The 19,653-nt window shown below is 67.2% G+C and carries 19 protein-coding genes, 1 other RNA gene and 1 pseudogene; 11 read left to right on the forward strand and 10 right to left on the reverse strand.

The window, feature by feature from the left end:
- Window positions 1–81 precede the first annotated feature (81 nt).
- From E2E27_RS06880 to E2E27_RS06900, 5 genes are read right to left on the reverse strand one after another with little or no spacing between them, the layout of a single operon-like run.
- Window positions 82–855 carry an anti-sigma factor gene (locus tag E2E27_RS06880; RefSeq protein WP_141458268.1) on the reverse strand — a complete coding sequence of 258 codons (774 nt, stop codon included), beginning with the start codon at window positions 853–855 and terminating at the stop codon, window positions 82–84.
- A complete protein-coding gene (locus E2E27_RS06885; RefSeq protein ID WP_141458269.1) occupies window positions 852–1,439 on the reverse strand; it encodes a sigma-70 family RNA polymerase sigma factor in 588 nt (195 codons plus the stop codon). The genes E2E27_RS06880 and E2E27_RS06885 overlap by 4 nt, the downstream gene beginning before the upstream one ends.
- The gene (locus tag E2E27_RS06890) at window positions 1,439–2,392 is read right to left on the reverse strand and encodes a cation diffusion facilitator family transporter (RefSeq protein ID WP_141458270.1); all 954 of its coding nucleotides are present in this window, start codon (window positions 2,390–2,392) and stop codon (window positions 1,439–1,441) included. The genes E2E27_RS06885 and E2E27_RS06890 overlap by 1 nt, the downstream gene beginning before the upstream one ends.
- A gap of 6 nt (window positions 2,393–2,398) precedes the next feature.
- Window positions 2,399–3,070, reverse strand: coding sequence for a monofunctional biosynthetic peptidoglycan transglycosylase (gene mtgA / locus E2E27_RS06895; protein WP_141458271.1), 672 nt, complete (start codon window positions 3,068–3,070; stop codon window positions 2,399–2,401).
- Between the two features lie 23 nt (window positions 3,071–3,093).
- A complete protein-coding gene (locus E2E27_RS06900; protein ID WP_141458272.1) occupies window positions 3,094–3,690 on the reverse strand; it encodes a hypothetical protein in 597 nt (198 codons plus the stop codon).
- 154 nt (window positions 3,691–3,844) lie between these two features.
- Between E2E27_RS06900 and E2E27_RS06905 the strand changes: the two genes are divergently transcribed.
- Entirely contained in the window at window positions 3,845–5,176 is a 1,332-nt protein-coding gene (locus tag E2E27_RS06905) for an amidohydrolase (protein WP_141458273.1), read from the forward strand.
- A 103-nt stretch (window positions 5,177–5,279) separates the two neighbouring features.
- Window positions 5,280–6,023 carry an SDR family oxidoreductase gene (locus E2E27_RS06910; protein ID WP_141458274.1) on the forward strand — a complete coding sequence of 248 codons (744 nt, stop codon included), beginning with the start codon at window positions 5,280–5,282 and terminating at the stop codon, window positions 6,021–6,023.
- An 84-nt stretch (window positions 6,024–6,107) separates the two neighbouring features.
- Here E2E27_RS06910 and rpoH read toward each other — a convergent pair whose 3' ends face one another.
- Window positions 6,108–6,995, reverse strand: coding sequence for an RNA polymerase sigma factor RpoH (gene rpoH, locus E2E27_RS06915; RefSeq protein ID WP_141461642.1), 888 nt, complete (start codon window positions 6,993–6,995; stop codon window positions 6,108–6,110).
- Between the two features lie 132 nt (window positions 6,996–7,127).
- Entirely contained in the window at window positions 7,128–8,093 is a 966-nt protein-coding gene (locus E2E27_RS06920; protein WP_141458275.1) for an RluA family pseudouridine synthase, read from the reverse strand.
- Window positions 8,094–8,155: 62 nt separating this feature from the next.
- Here E2E27_RS06920 and E2E27_RS19240 point away from each other — a divergent pair, with 62 nt between their 5' ends.
- The 6 genes from E2E27_RS19240 to E2E27_RS06950 all read left to right on the forward strand — a co-directional run bounded on the left by E2E27_RS19240 (window position 8,156) and on the right by E2E27_RS06950 (window position 13,299).
- Window positions 8,156–8,854: a Mov34/MPN/PAD-1 family protein gene (locus E2E27_RS19240; protein WP_141458276.1), complete on the forward strand. Its 699-nt coding sequence runs from the start codon at window positions 8,156–8,158 to the stop codon at window positions 8,852–8,854.
- A 140-nt stretch (window positions 8,855–8,994) separates the two neighbouring features.
- The gene (locus E2E27_RS06930; protein ID WP_141458277.1) at window positions 8,995–9,648 is read left to right on the forward strand and encodes a histidine phosphotransferase family protein; all 654 of its coding nucleotides are present in this window, start codon (window positions 8,995–8,997) and stop codon (window positions 9,646–9,648) included.
- 85 nt (window positions 9,649–9,733) lie between these two features.
- On the forward strand, window positions 9,734–10,372 hold the full coding sequence (locus tag E2E27_RS06935) for an N-acetylmuramoyl-L-alanine amidase (protein WP_141461644.1): 639 nt from the start codon (window positions 9,734–9,736) through the stop codon (window positions 10,370–10,372).
- 49 nt (window positions 10,373–10,421) lie between these two features.
- Window positions 10,422–10,833: RNase P RNA component class A (gene rnpB / locus E2E27_RS06940), an RNA gene on the forward strand.
- Window positions 10,834–10,861: 28 nt separating this feature from the next.
- On the forward strand, window positions 10,862–12,430 hold the full coding sequence (locus E2E27_RS06945) for a pentapeptide repeat-containing protein (protein ID WP_141458278.1): 1,569 nt from the start codon (window positions 10,862–10,864) through the stop codon (window positions 12,428–12,430).
- 56 nt (window positions 12,431–12,486) lie between these two features.
- Window positions 12,487–13,299 carry a TspO-related membrane protein gene (locus E2E27_RS06950; protein ID WP_181443614.1) on the forward strand — a complete coding sequence of 271 codons (813 nt, stop codon included), beginning with the start codon at window positions 12,487–12,489 and terminating at the stop codon, window positions 13,297–13,299.
- On the opposite strand, the gene E2E27_RS06955 is transcribed toward E2E27_RS06950, so the two are convergent.
- The 3 genes and pseudogenes from E2E27_RS06955 to E2E27_RS06965 all read right to left on the reverse strand — a co-directional run bounded on the left by E2E27_RS06955 (window position 13,275) and on the right by E2E27_RS06965 (window position 16,392).
- Window positions 13,275–14,585, reverse strand: coding sequence for a UDP-glucose dehydrogenase family protein (locus tag E2E27_RS06955; protein ID WP_141458279.1), 1,311 nt, complete (start codon window positions 14,583–14,585; stop codon window positions 13,275–13,277). The two genes, E2E27_RS06950 and E2E27_RS06955, sit on opposite strands and share 25 nt — an antisense overlap.
- 52 nt (window positions 14,586–14,637) lie before the next feature.
- Window positions 14,638–15,444, reverse strand: coding sequence for a metallophosphoesterase (locus E2E27_RS06960; RefSeq protein ID WP_141458280.1), 807 nt, complete (start codon window positions 15,442–15,444; stop codon window positions 14,638–14,640).
- Between the two features lie 191 nt (window positions 15,445–15,635).
- A pseudogene (locus tag E2E27_RS06965) lies at window positions 15,636–16,392 on the reverse strand (SIMPL domain-containing protein).
- Between the two features lie 78 nt (window positions 16,393–16,470).
- Here E2E27_RS06965 and E2E27_RS06970 point away from each other — a divergent pair.
- The 3 genes from E2E27_RS06970 to E2E27_RS06980 all read left to right on the forward strand — a co-directional run bounded on the left by E2E27_RS06970 (window position 16,471) and on the right by E2E27_RS06980 (window position 19,594).
- Window positions 16,471–16,908, forward strand: a complete 438-nt coding sequence (locus E2E27_RS06970) for a VOC family protein (protein WP_141458281.1) — start codon at window positions 16,471–16,473, stop codon at window positions 16,906–16,908.
- 122 nt (window positions 16,909–17,030) lie between these two features.
- Entirely contained in the window at window positions 17,031–18,464 is a 1,434-nt protein-coding gene (locus E2E27_RS06975; RefSeq protein WP_141458282.1) for a glycosyl transferase family protein, read from the forward strand.
- The gene (locus E2E27_RS06980; protein ID WP_141458283.1) at window positions 18,461–19,594 is read left to right on the forward strand and encodes a hypothetical protein; all 1,134 of its coding nucleotides are present in this window, start codon (window positions 18,461–18,463) and stop codon (window positions 19,592–19,594) included. Before E2E27_RS06975 ends, E2E27_RS06980 begins: the two co-directional genes overlap by 4 nt.
- Window positions 19,595–19,653 lie beyond the last annotated feature (59 nt).

Raw genomic sequence — 19,653 nt, forward strand, 5'->3', positions numbered from 1 at the left:
CATGAAAGGGCATTTTGGACCCGCGAGCGGCTGCTAATGCGGATGAATTGCCGCTGTGATGCGGCGAGCCGAGCCTTGCGCTCAGACCCGCGTGAAGGCACCCTTGGCGACGACGGGCCCGGCGTCCTGCCCTTCGGGCTTGCCGCCGATCGGCTCGCGGGTGAGCACGAGGCTGGCCCCCTCGCCAAGCTTGGCGGTGATGGTTTGCGGCAGTTCCATGCTCCGCACTTCCCCCGGTGCGACCACGCCCAGCGATTGCAGCCGCGTGCCATCGGCCGGCACCAGCCAGAGCTCGTGATCGTGGACGCCGTCCGCGGTAAGGCCGATCGCGCCGACCACCATGCGCTTGGAGTCCGGGATGTAGGTCACATCGAGCCGCAGTCCGCTTTCGCCAACGGGCACGGTCGCGACCATCGGTGCAGCGGCGATCTGCGCAGGTGCGGGTGCGGGTTCGATGCGCGCAGGGGCGAGCGCAAAGGCCCACACCAGCGCGACAGCCGCCGCCATCGACGATAGTCCCGCCACCCACTGCCAGCGCCGCACGCGCGCTTGAAGTTCGACGACGTTGCTTGCCGCAGCCTCGGGCGCAGCCGCCTGCGCCTGTTGCGCCGCCACCCGCGCGGCGATGCCCTGCCAGACGTGTTCGCCGGGCTCTGCACCGGGGATCGCGTCGGAGAGCGGCGCGAACCAGTCGTCCCACCATTGCTTGCGCCAGGCGAAGTCCGGATCGGTTGCATATTTCCCGCGCGCGGCGAGCAGTTCCTCGCCTTCGAGCAGACCCAGCGCCCATTCGGCGGCGATCATCGGATCGTCGCGCATCACGCCGTCCTCGGGAGTGGTTTCCGGCCCGCTCATGATGCCTCACTCGCTTCGAGACAGGCGCGCAATCGTTGCAGGCCGCGGCGGATCCAGCTCTTCATCGTGCCGAGCGGCACGTCCGCATTCTCGGCGAGCTGGGCATAGGTGTACCCCTCGAAGAAGGCGGCGCGGATGTGGCCCTGCGTGCGCGCGTCCAGAGCGCCCAGACACTTGTGGATCTGCGCGGCCTGCTGCGCGTCGATCAGCAGCGCGTCGGCAAGCGGGCGCTCGTCGGGCAGCGGCGCGGCCTCCTCGACCGGCACCGATCCGCCGCGCACCTTGCCGGTGCGCAGCCGGTCGATCGCACGGTTGCGCGCAAACGCCGACAGCCACGCGATCGGGCTCGCGCGGGTCGGGTCATAGCGGTCGGCCCGCTGCCAGAGATTGACATAGACGTCCTGCAAGGCGTCCTCGGCTTCCTTAGGGTCGCCCAAGATACGCAAGGTGATCCCGAAGAGTTTCACCCGCGTCGCACGATAGATGTCCTCCAGCGCGGACTGGTCGCCCGCGGCAAGCCGCGCCATTGCATCACGCAGCGCCTCGCGCGCTTCGTCGGAGGAGGGCCGGGGGCGCGCGGCCATCACGGGCACCCCAGCGCACAAGGGTTCTCGCCGCTTTCGACCTGCAATGTCGCATGGCCGACCCCGAAGCGCGCTTCGAGCGAGGCGGCGACCTCGCGCAGGAAGCTGTCCGGCGCGGGGCGGCCCGGCATCACCAGATGCGCGGTCAGCGCGACTTCGGTGGTCGACATCGGCCAGACGTGGAGATCGTGAACCGCGCTCACCCCGTCGAAGCTCGAAAGATGCTGCCTGACGGCCTCGGGGTCGATCCCTTCAGGCGCGGCGAGCAGGCCCATGGTGAGGCTGTCACGCGCGAGGCTCCAGGTGCCGACCGCAATCACCGCGACGATCACGAGGCTCACCACCGGGTCGATCCAGGCAAGGCCGGTGACAAGGATCGCGCCCCCCGCCACCACCACGCCCAGCGACACCAGCGCATCGGCCACCATGTGGAGATAGGCGCCGCGGATATTGATGTCCTCTTGCCCCTTCGCGAACAGCATGGCCGTCAACGCGTTGATGGCGATCCCGATCCCGGCGACGACGATCATCGCCATCGCCTGCGGGGCCTGCGGGGTCATCAGCCGGTGGACGGTCTCGAACAGGATCGCCCCGATCGCCACCGCCAGCAGCAGCGCATTGGCGAGCGCGGCGAGGATGGTCGAGCTCTTGTAGCCATAGGTGAAGCGCCCCTGCGCCGGGCGCTTGGCAGCGATGCTGGCGACCCAGGCGAGCGCCAGCGCCAGCACGTCGGACAGGTTGTGCCCGGCATCGGCGAGGAGCGCCATCGACCCGTACCACAGCCCCGCCGCCGCCTCGACCACGACGAAACCGGTGTTGAGGGCGATCCCGATCACGAAGGCGCGGCCGAAATCGGCGGGGGCGTGGTGGTGGTGTCCGTGCGCGCCATGCCCGTGCGCGCCATGGCCGTGGCCATGGTCCTGATCATGGGAATGGTGGGCATGGACGGGCATGGCGCGTCAGTTGTAGACGCAAGCATCGAGCCCGTCACGCCTGACGATCCCGATCCGGCGCTCGATCCGGTTGCCATGCCGCGCCAGCCATCCGCCGGGGTTCTTGACCGAGCGTTTCTTGGGGCTCGGCAGTGCGGCGGCCATGCGGCTGGCCTCGTCGGCGGAAAGCCGCGCGGCGGAGTGATTGAAATAGCGCTGCGCCCCGGCCTCGGCGCCATAGGTGCCGATCCCGGTCTCGGCGACGTTGAGATAAACCTCCATGATCCGCCGCTTGCCCCACACGGTCTCGATCCACAGCGTGAACCACGCCTCCAGCCCCTTGCGGACATATCCTCCGCCCTGCCACAGGAAGACGTTCTTGGCGGTCTGCTGGCTGATCGTCGATCCGCCGCGGATTCGGCCGCCTTCCATGTTCTCGCGCATCGCCTGTTCGATCGCCTCGGCATCGAAGCCGAAGTGTTCGCAGAAGCGCGAATCCTCGGCGGCGATCACCGCGCTCACCAGATTGCGGTCGATATTGTCGAGGCTTTCCCAGTCCTTGGTAATGCCCTCGCCGTCCATCAGCATGGTCGCGGTGACGGGCACGGGCAGCCACTTGAAGGCGAACACCAGCACCAGCGTCAGCACGAAGAAGCCGGCAAAAGCCTTGGCGAGGAAGCGGACGATTTTGAGGATCATGGGTGGTCGGTTTTCAGCAAGCTTCAGTTCGGCCCGCCCAGCGCCGGGCTCAGCGCCAGCGCCTTGAGGAAGGGCGAAAGGTCGGGGAAGTTTTCCGCCGGGCCGCTCCAGCTGGCGCGATACTTGACCAGCCACGCCCCGTCGGCGGTGCAATGGAGATAGGCTTCAGAGGTAAGCTCCGGGATGCCTTCGCGCATCGCGCCTGCCGGGATCAGGTAACGCGCGCGGTGCGCGACCAGATCGCCCGTGCCGTTGGGGGCCAGCGTCATCCCCTTCGAAAGCGTCTGCAGCCCCTTGTAACGCCGGATCGCCTGCTCGACTCCTTCGAATTCCTCTGCGCAACTGGTCTCGGGGGATTGCGGATAGACGAAGACGTCGACCAGCGTCACGTATGGCCCGCTCTGCGCCCTGTAGGTCACGCCGACGTTGGCGCCCGTGTCGTCGAATTCGGTGACATTTTTCCGCTCCAGGCCGGTCGCACTGTCGGGGAATTGCGCGCCCGAGGCTTCGTGCAGCCACGGTCCGGCGGGCGGGGTGAACTGGTCCTGCGCCATCGCCGGGATGACAACGAGCGCGCACAGCAGGGCCGCAAGCCCGGTGAACAGCGATTTGACAGTCATGAAGCGCCCCTCGGTCGGCAGATTAAGCACGCCGCCAGCATGGACGAGCCCCGCGCCAGCGCAAGCGCAAATATGCGGGCAGCGGCGCGCGCGCTTGCAGGATGGGGCGCGGCAGGGCTACCGTGGCGGGAAAGCCAAACGGGGAGATACCATCATGCGCCTGTTCCACCTTGCCTCCAGCACGTTCGCGCTTGCCGCCGCCGCCGCGCAGCCCGCGCTGGCCGAAGACCCGTCCACCCGGGCCGCGATCGAGGCGGAGTATGACAATTATCTCGAACCGCTGTTCCTCGATTTCCACGCAAACCCCGAGCTGTCCTACCTCGAAAACCGCACCGCCGCGAAGATGGCGACCGAGCTGCGCGCGGCGGGTCTGACGGTGACCGAAGGCGTCGGCGGCACGGGCGTGGTCGGCATCCTCAAGAACGGCGAGGGCCCGCTGATCCTGCTGCGCGCCGACATGGACGGGCTGCCGGTGGAGGAGAAGACCGGGCTCGATTACGCCTCCAAGGCGATGCAGACCGGGCAGGACGGCAAGGAATATCCGGTGATGCACGCCTGCGGGCACGATGTGCACATCACCTCGATGGTGGCGACCGCGCGGCGGCTCGCGGCGATGAAGGACCAGTGGCAGGGCACGCTGATGTTCATCGTCCAGCCTGCCGAGGAACGCGTCGGCGGGGCCAAGGCGATGATGGCCGACGGGCTCTACGACCGCTTCGGCAAGCCCGACTATGCGCTGGCCTTCCACGTCGCCGCCGATCTGGAGACGGGCAAGGTCTCCGCGTCCGAGGGCATCCAGTATTCTTCCTCGGATTCGATCGACATCATCGTGCCCGGCATCGGCACCCACGGCGCCGCGCCGCATCTGGGCAAGGACCCCGTTTATATCGCCGCGCAGATCGTGACCGCGCTGCAATCGATCGACAGCCGCGAGGTCTCTCCGCTGAAGCCGGTCGTGGTGACGGTGGGCAGCTTTCATGCCGGCTCGAAGCACAACATCATCTCCGACGAGGCCAAGCTGCAAGTCACCGTGCGCGCCAATGACGAGGAAACCCGCGCGCAGGTGATCGCCGCGATCGAGCGGATCGCGGTCAATATCGGCAAGGCCAATGGCCTGCCCGACAATCGCCCGGTGGTGGTCAAGGTGCTTGAGGGCACGCCCGTGACCAACAACGACCCCGAACTCGCCCGCCGCCTCAACGCGGTGATGCAGCGCGAGCTGGGCGCGGCGGCCTTCGAGCCCTTCGTCCAGCAGAACATGGGCGCGGAGGACTTTACCTATTTCGTGTCGCAGGACACCGGCGTGCCGGGCTACTACTTCGCGGTGGGCGGCACCACGCCCGAGCGGATCGCGGCAGCCAAGGCGGGCGGGCCGCCGATTGCCGGGCACCACTCCCCCCTGTTCCAGATCGCCCCGAGGGAGAGCGTGATCACCGGCACCCGCGCGATGGTCGCGGCGGTGCTGGATCTGGCGGGGACGAAGTAACGCATTCGGGGCGCGGCACGACGCATCGCTGTGCCCGCTCCCTTACAACTCGCAGCCGCGCTCCTATCTCCGGCCGACATTGCACCGAAGACAGGAGCATTCCATGAAGAAAAGCGGCAACACCATCATCCTCACCGGCGGCGGCAGCGGGATCGGGCGCGAAATGGCGCGGCAGTGGCACGATTGGGGCAACACCGTGATCATCGCCGGGCGCACGATGGAATCGCTGCGCGAAACAGCCGAGGGCCGTGAAAACATCCATTGCCTAGAGCTCGACGTCGGCGATCCCGCATCGATCGCCCAATTCGTCAAGGCCGTGATGGCCGATTTCCCGGCAGCGAACGTGCTGGTGAACAATGCCGGGATCATGATCTACGAGGACGTGACCGGCGCGCGCGACCTGACCGATGCCGAGAACACGGTCACCATAAACCTGCTCGGGCCGATCCGCGTAATCGACGCGCTGGTCGACCACCTTGCAGCGCAGAAGGACGCCGCGATTGTCAATGTCACGTCCGGCCTCGCCTTCGTCCCCATGCCCAAGGCCGCCACCTATTGTGCAACCAAGGCGGCGCTCCACAGCTATACCCTGTCGCTGCGGGCGCGGCTGGAAGGCAAGATCGAAGTGATCGAGGTCGCCCCGCCGGGCGTGCAGACCGAGCTCACGCCCGGCCAGTCGGAGCGTGAGGAATATATGCCGCTCGACGCGTTCATCACGGAGACGATGGCGCAATTCGAAGCGGCGGAAACGCCTGAAGAGGTGCTGACGCAGCAGGTGCGCTTCTTGCGCGATGCCGAAGCGGAAGGGCGCTTCGACGAGGCTTTCGCGATGCTGAAGTCGCGCTGATACGAAAGGAGCGCGGGAGGCCCTTCGGCTCCCCGCGCTCCATCATCTTTCGACAGGGCTTTCACCCCCGTGTCGGCGCATGCGTCAGGCGACGCCCGGCAGCAACCGCTCGCCCGCGATCCGCTGCATTGCCTTTTGCAGCTTTTCGAAGGCGCGCACCTCGATCTGGCGGATGCGTTCGCGGCTGACGTCGTAGGCCTGGCTCAGCTCTTCGAGCGTCTGCGGCTTTTCGGTCAACCGGCGCTCGGTCAGGATGTGGCGTTCACGCTCGTTGAGGCTGTTCATCGCCTCGGAAAGCATTTCCATTCGCATCTGGCTTTCCTCGGCCTCGGCGACGGTTTCGTCCTGCAAGGGACGATCGTCGGTCAGCCAGTCCTGCCATTCGCCAGAACCTTCCTCGCCCCCGCGCATCGGCGTGTTGAGCGAGCCGTCGCCGCCCATCATCATCCGCCGGTTCATGTTGATCACTTCCTGCTCGGGCACGCCGAGGTCGGTTGCAATCTTGGTCACGTCTTCGGGGCTGAGGTCGGTGTCCTCATAGGCTTCGAGCTGCTTCTTCATCCGGCGAAGGTTGAAGAACAGCTTCTTCTGCGCCGCAGTGGTGCCCATCTTAACGAGGCTCCACGAGCGCAGGATGAACTCCTGCATCGAGGCCTTGATCCACCACATCGCGTAGGTCGCGAGGCGGAAACCGCGATCGGGTTCGAACTTCTTGACGCCCTGCATCAGACCCACGTTGCCTTCGGAGATCAGGTCGGCCACGGGCAGGCCATAGCCGCGGTATCCCATCGCGATCTTCGCGACGAGCCGCAGGTGGCTGGACACGAGCTGCGCGGCAGCTTCCGGGTCTTCATGTTCCTGATAGCGCTTGGCGAGCATGTATTCCTGCTCCGCCGTCAGCACCGGGAATTTGCGGATTTCCGACAGGTAGCGGTTGAGGCTCTGCTCACCGCTCAACGCCGGGACCGCCATGGTCTTGGACTTGGTCACTGGTTACCTAACCTTTCTAGCGTCGACCGCCTGCACGAGACCCCTGATGGGCATCCCGCGAACTGGGCCACGGGTTACGGATATACGCGAAAATCTTGCCGATGTATGCGCGTTTCATCGATCACAATGCCGCAATTGGTCGATAAGTTCCGCCATATCGGCGGGCAATTCCGCGCGAAAACGGATCGACTCGCCGGTCACGGGATGGACAAAGCCAAGCTCGGCGGCGTGCAGGGCCTGCCGGGCGAAGCCGAGTCGCTCGAGCAGGGGGCGGAGGGATTTGGGGGTACGGCCATAGGCAGGGTCTCCCAATAGCGGATGGCCGATTGACGCGCAGTGAACACGCACCTGGTGGGTGCGCCCGGTTTCCAGCCGGCATTCGATCACGGCGGACGTCTGCAGCCGTTCAGTGACCTTGTAATGGGTGATCGCCGATTTCCCGCGCGAGGAATTGTTGGGCAGCACCGTCATTTTCTTTCGGTCCGCGTCCGACCGCCCGACGCGGGCGTTGATGGTGCCTTCGGAAGGCGAGGGATGCCCGGCACAGACCGCGATATAGCGGCGGTGGACGGTGTGCGCGGCGAATTGCACCGCGAGCCCTTCATGCGCGGCGTCGGACTTGGCGACCACCAGCAGGCCGGAGGTGTCCTTGTCGATCCGGTGGACGATGCCGGGCCGCGCCACACCGTTGATGCCCGACAGCTGGCCCCGGCAATGGTGCAGCAGCGCATTGACCAGCGTGCCGGTGATGTTCCCCACCGCCGGATGGACGACCATGCCCGCAGGCTTGTCGACCACGATCAGATGCGCGTCTTCGTAAGCGATGGTGAGCGCGATCTCCTCTGCTTGCGCGGCGGCGGGCATGGCGGCGGCAAGGATGATGCGGAACGGCGTGCCGGCGACGACCTTGGCGGAGGCGCTGGCGGCGGTCTTGCCCGCCACATCGACCCGGCCCTCGTCGATCAGGTTCTGGATGCGCGCGCGAGACAGACCCGTGGCCTCGGCCAGCGCCTTGTCGAGCCGGGCGGGGGATTGGATGGTGCCCGCCAGCACTTCGGCCTGCTGTGAATCCGTCTCCACTCCAACCTAACTCCGTTCGCCCTGAGCTTGTCGAAGGGCCGTATTTCACTTAGCCTTCCCGAATGGCGTTCTGGGCCTATATGCTTCATTGCCGTGGCGGCAAATTCTACACAGGTCATACCGATGATCTGGAAAGCCGCATAGCCGAGCACAAGTCGGGGCGGGTCAAAGGCTGGACCAGCGATCGGCTCCCGGTCGAACTCGTCTGGTCGCAGGATTTCCCGACGCGGTATGAGGCGATTGCTGCGGAAAGGCAGATCAAGGGTTGGTCGCGGGCGAAGAAGATGGCGCTGATCCGGAGCGATTGGGACGAAGTGTCGCGCTTGGCAAAAAAGAAGAACGGTCCTTCGACAAGCTCAGGACGAACGGATTTGGAGATTTGTGCAGAGGTGCTGACCGCGATCCGCACCCTTGCCGCTGCTGCCCATCCGCGCGAGGCTTGTGGCATCCTGCTCGGCACCGGCCACCGCATCACCGCAGCGCGCGAGGCGGCCAATGTCCACCCGCAGCCGCGGACCCATTTCGAGATCGACCCGCAAGCGCTGATCGACGCGCACCGGCAGGCGCGGAGCGGGGGGGCGCAAGTGCTGGGCTATTTCCACTCGCACCCCTCCGGACCGCCGGAGCCTTCCGCCACCGACCGCGCCTGTGCGGCGGGCGATGGCAAGGTCTGGGCGATCGTCGCGGGCGACGATGTGCGGCTGTGGCGCGACGACCCCGAGGGCTTTGCCCCGCTTTCCTACAACGCCTGCGATCCGTAAAAACGCGGGGCCATGCGCGGTTTTACCGCCTTTTTGCATCCATTTGGCCGGTGAGGCATCGGACCCGGTTGGCAAGGCGGGATTTTTACTCTTAGACAGTGTCTCATGTGTCTCCAACACGGCGGAAACCGAACCATCCCATGATCTCCCAGACCGACCTTGCAGCCATGCTGTGTTCGCGCCTGTGCCACGATATGCTCTCGCCGGTCGGCGCGCTCGCCAACGGGCTGGAACTGCTCGCCGACGAGCAAGATCCACAGATGCGCGCGCGCTGCATGGAATTGCTCGAACAGTCGGCGAAAATCAGCACCGACAAGCTCAAGTTCTTCCGCCTCGCTTTCGGCGCGGCCGGGGGCTTTGGCGAGGCTATCCCGATCGAGGAAGCCAAGAGCGTGATCGACGCGCTCGCCTCCGATGCCAAGCGGGTCGAGGTCAACTGGGCGATTGTCGAGCCGAGCCTGCCCAAGCCTGCGGTGAAGGTGCTGCTCAACCTCGCGCAGATCGCGCTCGATGCGCTGGTGCGCGGCGGCACGCTCGACATCGGAGCGGAGCGGCGCGACGGGGCGGTGGAGATCGTCGCCCGCGCGCGCGGTGACCGGATCGCCTTCGACGAGACCATCGGCCGCGCGCTTCAGGGCGACCTCGCCGAAGCCGAGATCACCAGCCGCACCGCCGCCGCGCACATGATCAGCGTGCTGGCCGAGGAGATGGAGGGCGGCCTCCAGTACAAGCTCGGCGATGGCGCGCTGGTGCTGGGCGCGGTGCTGCCCGAGCCCGAAGGCATGATCGGCTAGGACTGAGGGCGTGTCGGGGGGCGATGAACTCATTCACCGCGAATGCCCCTCGCCCAATCACGGCGAGCGGACGCTGCCGATCAGCATGGTGGTGCTCCATTACACCGAGATGAAGCCGGTCGAGACCGCGCTTGAACGGATGTGCGATCCCTCGGCCAGCGTCAGCGCGCATTACTGCATCACCGAGGAAGGCGAGGTGATCCGCCTCGTTCCCGAAGACCGCCGCGCCTGGCACGCCGGGGCGAGCTTCTGGCGCGGCATTCCCGACGTGAACTCCGCGAGCATCGGGATCGAGCTTGACCATCCGGGCCACGGTCTCGGCTATCGCCCCTTCGCCGAGGCGCAGATCGACGCGCTGATCCCGCTGCTGGCGCGGATCGTGAAGCAATATGACATTCCGCGCGCCAACGTGGTGGGCCACAGCGATGTCGCCCCGATGCGGAAAGTCGATCCGGGAGAGCTGTTTCCGTGGGATCGCCTCGCCGAATACAAGCTATGCCTGCCGCGCCCGGCCTGTCTTGCGGCGGGCAATCCGTTCCCCAACGAAGGCAGCTTCGTCCTCGCGCTGGAACGTTTCGGTTATGACATCACCGATCAGGCCAAGGCAGTCGAGGCCTTCGAGCGGCGCTGGCGGCCGGAGCGCATCACCGGCGTGCCCGATGGCGAGGTGGCCGCGATCCTGTGGCAATTGCTGCTCGACCGCGACGCGGGGCGGACGCGGTGACCGGCGGGGCTTTCCTACCTCGCCGCTCACGCCTATAGCCGCCCGCGTCAGGGGGCCTGAGGCAGCCGCGCCGTGTGCGAGGAAAGTCCGGGCTCCACGAAACGAGGGTGGCGGGTAACGCCCGCCGGTCCTGTCTTCGGGCAGGGCAAGGGAAAGTGCCACAGAGAGCAAACCGCCGATGGCTGCCCGAACGGGCGCACAGGCAAGGGTGAAAGGGTGCGGTAAAAGCGCACCGGGGGGCCGGCAACGGCAACCGCATGGCAAACCCCACCCGGAGCAAGGCCGAATAGGGGCCGCGCGCCCTTTGCAAGAAGGGCAGGGGAGTTTCGCCCCGAGCGGCCCGGGTTGGCTGCTAGAGCGCCGGAGCAATCCGGCGAGCAGATGAATGGCTGCCACCGCAGGCCCGTCCGCAAGGATACAGCCTGAGGAGACAGAACCCGGCTTATGATGGCCCCCTGATATGTGATACCCGATGGCAGGAGGCTGCCGATGCTTGTGTCCCTTGCCGAACTCGTGGCCCTCACCCTCGGCCTCGCCGCGCGCCAGCCGGTCGAGCCTGTGCGGACGATGGGCGAGGAGCAGATCGAATTCCTCGCCGGTTGCGCGGCAAATCCCGAGAACTTCGCAGCCGAGCGGGCCGGTTGGGCAATCATCGACGCGCGCGGGATGACGGGGGCCGATAGCCTCGCCGCAGCCCTGCGTGCCGCGCCTGCGGGCAAGCGGGTGGTGATCTATCGCGGCGAATTTCGCGAGGCGGACATGCGTCCGATCGCGGCCCGGCTTGCGGGCGGGTGCCTCGTCGATACCATCCTCGACGGCAGCAACTGGGAGGCGACCGCCATCCCCGCGCTCCGGCTGGTGCGCGTATCGCTGCGGGAGGCCAAGGCCGCCCGTGTGGTCTGGCTGGGCCTCTCGACCTACGGGGCCAACCTCGAAGCTACCGATTTCAGCGGTGCGACCCTCACCGACATGCGCTTCGTCTCGGCCTATCAGGGGGCGAGCTTCGGCGATGTCAGCTTTCGCGGGGCGAACCTGACCGGTGCCAGCTTTGCCTGCGGCATCACGGTCGATGAATGGTGCATCAATGCCACGCCCGATCTCACCGGAGCCGATCTGACCGGCGCGGATATCAGCTCGCTGGGTTTGTGGGACGCGAACATGAATGCGGGCGCGGTGCTCGACGACACCATCGTCTCGCCGCGCTCGCTCGAGAATCTTGGCGCGGCGCGGATCGCTGGCCCCCTGCGGCTGGCGACGTACTTCACGCCGACCTGGCCCGACCCGGAAACGACCCCGGTCAGCGTCATCGTCAGCGCCGACGAAGCGCGAAGCCTGATCGACGCCACGCGAACCGCCAGCGCCGAGGACGACCGCGCATCCTTCGATTGCGCGAAGGCCGCGAGCGCAGTCGAAACCCTGATCTGCGGCGAATACGCCTCCGGCCTGCGCCGCCTCGACCGCGAACTCGCAGCGGTCTGGGGCAGGCTGCAAGCGGCAGGCAAGGGCGATCTGGCCGATCAGCGCCGCTGGCTGCGCGCGCGCGGCGACTGCGGCGAGGATCAGTCCTGCCTCGCGGACCGCTACGAAGCGCGCATCGCCTTCCTGCACGGAAAGCTCGGCCCCGGCATCGCGCTCTCGCCGGGCCAGAGCGTGACCTACCACAGCGACCTGCTGCCGCTGCCCGAGGCGATGCGCAGCGGGCCGCTGTATGAGCGGATTCTGCCGGTGCTGATCGACATGAGCTACCAGCGCGTTACGCTGACCGGCAATGCCGATGGCAGCATCGCGGCCGAGGGCGACGCGGTGGGCGGCAATGCGCATATGTGCGGGCTGAATTCGCCAACCACGCGGTTCGATCCGGCGACCGGTTGGTGGACCGCCATCAGCGACATCGACGGTGCGGCGATCCCGCTGTTCCGGGTCGACGGGCGGCGCATCCACTTCCGCTACAGCGGCAACCTCGGCAACACGCCTGTCGAGGCCACCGATGTCATAAGCTGCGGCGCACGGGCGGGGTTCGACAGCGGCATCGACCTGAGCCTGCAGCAGGACCCGTGATAAAGGCCCGTTAGCCAACTTGGAACAATCCCCCGCGCGCCCGGTTTTGCGCCCCGATGTTTCTGCATACCGCTCCCGCTCGCCCGCTTGTTCAACGACTTGCCGTCATTCTTGCCGTCATCGTGCAGATCGGCGCAGGCTTCCTGCCGCAGCTGGGAATCGGCGAGCCGATCGGCACGCGTTCAGACGCGGTGCGGACGCTGATCACGCCGGTCGGCTGGGCCTTCGCGATCTGGGGGCCGCTGTTCGCGCTCTCGGCGCTGTTCGCGCTGTGGCAGGCGCTCCCGGCGCAGCGCAAGAACGCGCTGCTGCACCGGATCGCCTGGCCCGCCGCAATCGCGCTGGCGGCGCAGGGCTTGTGGTCGACCTACACCCAGATTGCCAATCTGACCTTCGTGTCGGTCATCATCATTCTGGTGTCGCTCGCCGGATTGCTGTTCATCATGCGTGTGCTGACGACCGCGCCGGCATTGTCGCGCGGGGAGCGCCTGTTTGTTGCCCCGGCCTTCAGCGCGCTGGCGGCGTGGCTGACCGCGGCGAGCATCGTCAACATCGCGGCGAGCCTCAAGTACCACGGCCTCGGCGGCGGCGAGCAGATGCCGGGGGTGGCGCTGATCATGGTGCTGGTCGGCAGCGCGATCGCCACGCTCGCCAGCGCCCGGCTGCGCGGTGCGCCGCTTTACGGGCTGGTGTTCGCCTATGCTCTCTACGCGATCAACGCGGGGCCGGGCGAGCAATTCCCGACGCTTGGCTGGGCCTGTTCGGTCGGGATCGCGGCGGTGCTGATCGTGACGGTCTGGCAGCTTGGGCGGCCGGAAAACCGGCACCACTGGTTCGGCGGCGATCAGCCCCGCCCGACGCTGACATAGGTGAAGCCCGCCGCGCGCATGTCCTCGGGCTTGTAGATGTTGCGCAGGTCCACCATCACCGGGGCGTTCGCCAACGCCTTGACGCGGCGCAGGTCGAGCGCGCGGAAGGCGTCCCATTCGGTGACGATCACCACCACATCGGCGCCTTCGATAGCTTCGTAGGCATTGGCGCACATGGTCACTTGCGGAAGAAGGGGCTTTGCCTGCTCCATGCCTTCGGGGTCGAAGGCCGCCACCGCGACGCCTGCGTCCATCAGCGTCTGCGCCACGGCAATCGCCGGGCTGTCGCGCATGTCGTCGGTGTTGGGCTTGAAGGTCAGGCCCAGCAGCGCCGCCTTCTTGCCGCGTGCTGCCTCGGGCCCGCCGAGCGCATCGACCACCTTGCGGCCCATCGCCCGCTTGCGGCTGTCGTTGACCTTGACCACGGCCTCGACGATCCGGGTCGGACTGTCGTAATCTTCGGCGGTCTTGAGCAGCGCCAGCGTGTCCTTGGGGAAACAGCTTCCGCCATAGCCCGGCCCCGCGTGGAGGAACTTCGAGCCGATGCGGTTGTCCATCCCGATCCCGCGAGACACATCCTGCACGTTCGCGCCGACCTTCTCGCACAGGTCCGCCATCTCGTTGATGAAGGTGATCTTGGTCGCGAGGAAGGCGTTGGCCGCATATTTGATCAGCTCGCTGGTGCGGCGGCTGGTGAACAGGATCGGCGATTCATTGAGGAACAGCGGGCGATAGACCTCGCGCATCACCTCGCGGCCGAAGTCGTCCTCGGCGCCGATGACGATGCGGTCGGGGCGCTTGAAATCGCCGATCGCCGCGCCTTCGCGCAGGAATTCGGGGTTGGAGACGACCGCGAACTGGTGGGCCGTTCCCGTCTCGCGGATGATGCGCTCGACCTCGTCGCCGGTCCCGACGGGGACGGTCGACTTGGTCACGATCACCGCCGGGCCGGACAGCTTCTCGCCGACTTCACGTGCGACTTCGTAGACGAAGGTGAGATCGGCATGGCCGTCGCCCCGGCGGCTGGGCGTGCCGACCGCGATGAAGATCGCCGCCGCGCCCGCGATGCCTTCGCCCAGATCGGTGGTGAAGCTGAGACGCCCCGCCTTCACATTGGTGTCGACCAGCGCATCGAGCCCCGGCTCGTAGATCGGCATCACCCCGGCATGGAGCCGGTCGATCTTGCCCTGATCCTTGTCGATGCAGACCACGTCATGCCCGAAATCGGCAAAGCACGCCCCCGACACGAGCCCGACATAGCCCGAACCCACCATCGCAATCTTCATGCAAGACCTGCCTTTACGCGAAATCCCGGCGCCTGTCCGGCGCGGCGCAAACCTATCGCGCCCGGTCGCCCTGGAACACCTCGACATGGCCAGCATCGCTGACGCGGGTCTGGAGGATGCGCCGCTGGTCGCCCTCGAGCACGAGCGCTGTAAGCACACCCGAGCGGAAAGCGCCAGTGTCAATGCCGATGCGGTTGCCGCAATCCATCACGTGTTCGAAGATGGTGTGACCGTGCACCACCACCTTCTCAAGCGGGCCTTCATGGCTCAGGAACCGGTCGCGGATCCACAGCAGGTCGCTGCGCTTCTGTTCGCCCAGCGGGCGGGAGGGATCGACCCCGGCATGGACGAAGACATAGTCCCCGGCGCGGATCATGGTATCGAACCCGGCGATATAATCGCGGGTGTCCTGCGAGACGACCCGGGGCAGGGTCTCGAAAATCTCCTCGAGGCTCATCTCGCTCAGCTGGCGGGAAGACAGGCCATAGCTCATCACCGTCTCGCGCCCGCCGTGCTTGAGGAAGTGGCGCAGCGCATCGGGCTTGTCGAAGGCGGCGAGGAACATCTCCTCGTGATTGCCCGCCAGCACCCGCACATTGCGGGTCTGCTGCCAGACCTGCGTGCGCGCGACCACGCCGGCGCTGTCGGGCCCGCGATCGACCAGATCGCCGAGCACGATGATGCGGTGGTCGAGCTCCGGAGCGGCCGCGATTTCGCCTTCGATCGCGTCGATCATCGCCTTGTAGAGATCGAGCCGCCCGTGGATGTCACCGATCGCGTAATAGCGCGTGCCAGCCGGAACCGCCGCAAGCTTGGGCGGCGGCGGGGGGCTGAAAAAGTCGCGCAATTGCTGAAGCATAGACGAAAGATAATCCGGTTGAGCGACCCCTTCAAGGGCTGCGCGGCAGGGGCGTGTGGCCTTGTACTTGCCAGCAGGGAGGGGCGCATACGCCCCTCAACGCCGGCCCGCAACACACCCTTCGCCGCTAGCGACCAGCGGTGCAAAAATCTCGCCCAGCGGCCACGGGAAAGCCCTTGTGCTCGCGGAGCTTAATCGAGCGTGAAGCTGACCGTGGTCACCACCCGCACCTTCTTGAACGGGGCTGTCCGCCGATCCCCAGCCGCCCGCGTCGCCATCGCGCGCCTCGATCTCGAAATAGCCCTGCGTGGCGCTGCTGATCTTGCCGACGCCGGAATTGGAATCCTCGGCGAATTGCTGGGCGGCGGCGCGCGCGTCTCTGGTGGCCTCGGCGACCATTTCGGGCTTGATGTCGTTCAGCTTGGTGAAGGTGTAGGCCATCCCCGAGCCTTCCTCCAGAAACACCCCGCGCCCGACCAGATCGAACTGCCGCGCAACCGCCTTCTGCGCGCGGGCGATGTCGGTGGTACGCAGCGCCAAGCGCTGGCGCACGGTGTAGGTGGTGACGCGGTTGTAATCGGTGTTGCTCGACACGTTGGCACCGGTCGGCTGGAGCGCATCGGCGGGAAAGCCCAGTTCCTTGAAGAAGCTCTCGATGCTGGCGGTGTCGCGCCGCACCTTGTCCTGCGCTTCGGCGAGGCTGCCGGAGGTGGCTGAGTAGGAGATCGTCCAGGTGGCGAGATCGGCCGTCACCTCGCGTTCGGCCAGCCCGCGCACGGTGACCGAGCGTTCGGCATCCTTGGCGCGCAGCAACCCGTCGCCGAGCAGATATCCGCCTGCAACCATCCCGACCGCAAGGATCGCCGCCGTGCCGAACCAGCGCAGGCTCGCAGGCTCGCTCAGGCCACTCTTCGTCGCATTCGCCGGTTGCACATCATCGCCGCTCATACCATGTTCCCCCTGAAAGAGTTGATGCGACGAGTTGTGCATCAGCGTCGATGAACCGTTTTTGAATGGAATTGCGCCATGGTGAAATATCTCCACTCGATGATCCGCGTCACCGATCCTGAAGCGACGGTCGCCTTCTTCGAGCTGATCGGTCTGAAGGAAGTGCGCCGCTTCGACAGCGAGGCCGGGCGCTTCACGCTGATCTTCCTCGCCGCGCCGGGGCAGGAGGGGCTGGCCGAGGTCGAACTGACCTATAACTGGCCGCCCGAAGATGGCAGCGCGCCCGAGGACTATACCGGTGGGCGCAATTTCGGGCACCTCGCCTACCGGGTGGAGAATGTCTACGAGACCTGTCAGCGGCTTGCCGATGCCGGCCACATCATCCACCGCCCCCCGCGCGACGGGCACATGGCCTTCGTCAAATCGCCCGACGGGATTTCGGTCGAGTTGTTGCAGGAAGGCCATCTCGAACCGGCCGAACCGTGGGTCAGCATGCCCAATACCGGCAGCTGGTAAAACGCGGCTTGCTCCACGCGCGCCGCAATATACCCGGTGTAAACCATTAAAAAATCACGGATGCTTGCGCGGCACGGGCAAGTAATGTAATTTGGCGACTTGATTGGGGGAGGGGGGTCGCCTTGTCCATTTCGGAGCCCGACCTGTGGCAGTGGCTTGCCCTGCTGCAACGTGAATTGCTGCTTTTCGCAGGTGTGTTCTTTCTGATCGGTGCGCTCGACGATCTTGCGGTCGACGGGCTGTGGCTGTGGCTCAAGGCCACGGGGCGGGCGGTGACGCAGCGGCGCAGCCGGCTGGCGCTGCGTGCGCGCAGGCTGTCGGGGCCGGTCGCGGTGCTGATCCCCGCATGGCAGGAGGCCGCAGTGATCGGCCAGACGATCCGCCACCTGCTCGCCAGCTGGCCGCAGGCCGAGCTCCGCCTCTATGTCGGCTGCTACCGCAACGATCCCGCGACGCTCGGCGCGGGGATTGCCGCAGCAGCGGGGGACACGCGCCTTCGCCTCGTGATCCACGACCGCGAGGGGCCGACCACAAAGGCCGATTGCCTCAACCGCCTGTTCGCCGCGCTGCTGCTCGACGAAGAACGCGCCGGACGCCGCTTTGCCGCGATTGTCTTCCACGATGCCGAGGACATGGTCGATCCCGCCGGGCTCGGCCTGCTGGATGAAACCATCGCGCAAGGGGCCGATTTCGTGCAACTGCCGGTCGAGCCGCTGGTGGTGCGCCATCGCGGCTGGCTCGCACGGCAAATCGGCAGCCATTATTGCGAGGAATTCGCCGAGGCGCACGGCAAGGCGATGGTGGTGCGCGACGCGCTTGGGGCGGGCCTGCCGGGGGCGGGCGTGGGCTGTGCCGCCTCGCGCCGCGCGATCGACCGGCTGATCGCGCGGCATCAGGCGCAGGGCGGCGGCGGTCTGCCCTTCGCCGACGATTCGCTGACCGAGGATTACGAGCTCGGCCTCGCCATCGCAGCGGCGGGCGGGCGCTGCCGCTTTGTCCGTGCGCGCGGCGGGGACGGGCGGCTGATCGCCACCCGCGCCTTCTTTCCGCACAGCTTCGACACGGTGATCCGCCAGAAGAGCCGCTGGGTGCTGGGGATCGCCTTGCAGGGCTGGGACCGGGTCGGCTGGGCCGGAGGCGCATCGGAGTTCTGGATGCGCGCGCGCGACCGGCGCGGGCCGCTGACCGCGCTGGTGCTGCTGGCGGGCTACGCGCTGGTGCTGCTGACCGGGCTCATGGGCGTGGCGGTGGTGGCGGGCGTGGCCGAGCCCGCGCCGCTCACCCCGCTGCTGGCGGCGGTGCTGATCGCCAACGCGCTCGCCTTTGCCTGGCGGATCGTCATGCGCTTTGCCTTCACCGCGCGCGAATATGGCTTGGCAGAGGGGCTGTGGGCGGTGCTGCGCCTGCCGCTTGCCAATGTCGTGGCGATCATCGCCGGGCGGCGCGCGGTGTTCGCCTATGCGCGGAACCTCGGCGGCCGGGCGGTGGTGTGGGACAAGACCGAGCATGACGCGCATCCTGCCTCCGGCGAGGCGATCAAGGCCGGGCCCGCGTGACAGGCAAGTCGGCCCATGCGGCCGCGGGGGCGCGGCTGCGGGGAGGTCCGCTGGTGATGCTGGCGCTGGTGCTGGCAGGCTGGGCCACGGCGCGCACCGTGTGGTGGGACGATCCTTTCGCATCCGCCGCTGCCGGGACTGAAACGGTCACGCCTGTCACGCAGGCCGCTCCGCCCGAGACCCTGCCGCCTGCCTTTTTCGCGGCGACGCAGCGCGCAAGCGCCCTATCGCTGCCCGAGGCGCCGGGGTGGCTGCCCCAGCGGCGCCCCGTCCTCCCCGCCATGCGCCTTGCTGCCGGTGCGAGCCCGGTGGGCCGTCCCGTGGGCGGGGGTGAACCGCGCGCCCTCATCGCTCCTGCGCGGCTTGCCGTCCCTTCCGCCTTGTCCGCTCCGCCCTCTGCATCGGCCGCCGCCCCCTTGCTGCCTGCGCCTGCATCTGCCCCCGTCCGTCCATCATCGCCGAAGAGCTGGTCGCTCGATGGCTGGGCCTTCTGGCGGCAGGGGTCGAGCGCCGCACCGTTCAGCCAGGGGCGGGCGCCGGTCTATGGCGCAAGTCAGGCGGGCGCGGTGCTGCAATACCGGCTCGCGCCGTCCTCGCCCAATGATCCGCGGCTCTATGCCCGCGCCTATCGCGCGCTGGTGCGGCAGGGGGAGAGCGAGCTGGCGCTGGGCGCTTCGGCCCGTCCGCTCGCCCGCGTGCCGCTGCGCGTGGCGGGCGAGGTGCGCTACACCGATGCCACCTTCGCCAACAGCTGGCGCCCCGCGGCCTATGCCGTCACCGAGCTTCCCCCGCTGCCCCTGCCGCTCGGCACCCGGCTCGAGGCCTATGGGCAGGCGGGCTGGGTTGGCGGGCCGCAGCCCACTCTCTTCGCCGACGGGCAGGCGAGCCTCACCCGCGAATTGCCCGCGCTGGCGCGCCTGTCGGGCGACCGCCTGCAACTAAGCCTCGGCGCAGCGGCGTGGGGCGGGGCGCAGGAGGATGCGCAGCGCCTCGATCTCGGCCCGACGCTGCGGCTCGACCTGCGCATAGGCGAGGTGCCTGCGCGCCTTTCGGTCGACTGGCGCGAGCAGGTCGCGGGCGACGCCGCACCGCGATCGGGTGTGGCGGTGACGCTGGCGACAGGGTTTTGAAGCCGGGAAGGCCGCACCTGTCCGCTAGATTGGCGAACAAGTAACCCTATCGGCTTTTA

The organism is Porphyrobacter sp. YT40, assembly GCF_006542605.1.
Taxonomy (GTDB): Bacteria; Pseudomonadota; Alphaproteobacteria; order Sphingomonadales; family Sphingomonadaceae; genus Erythrobacter.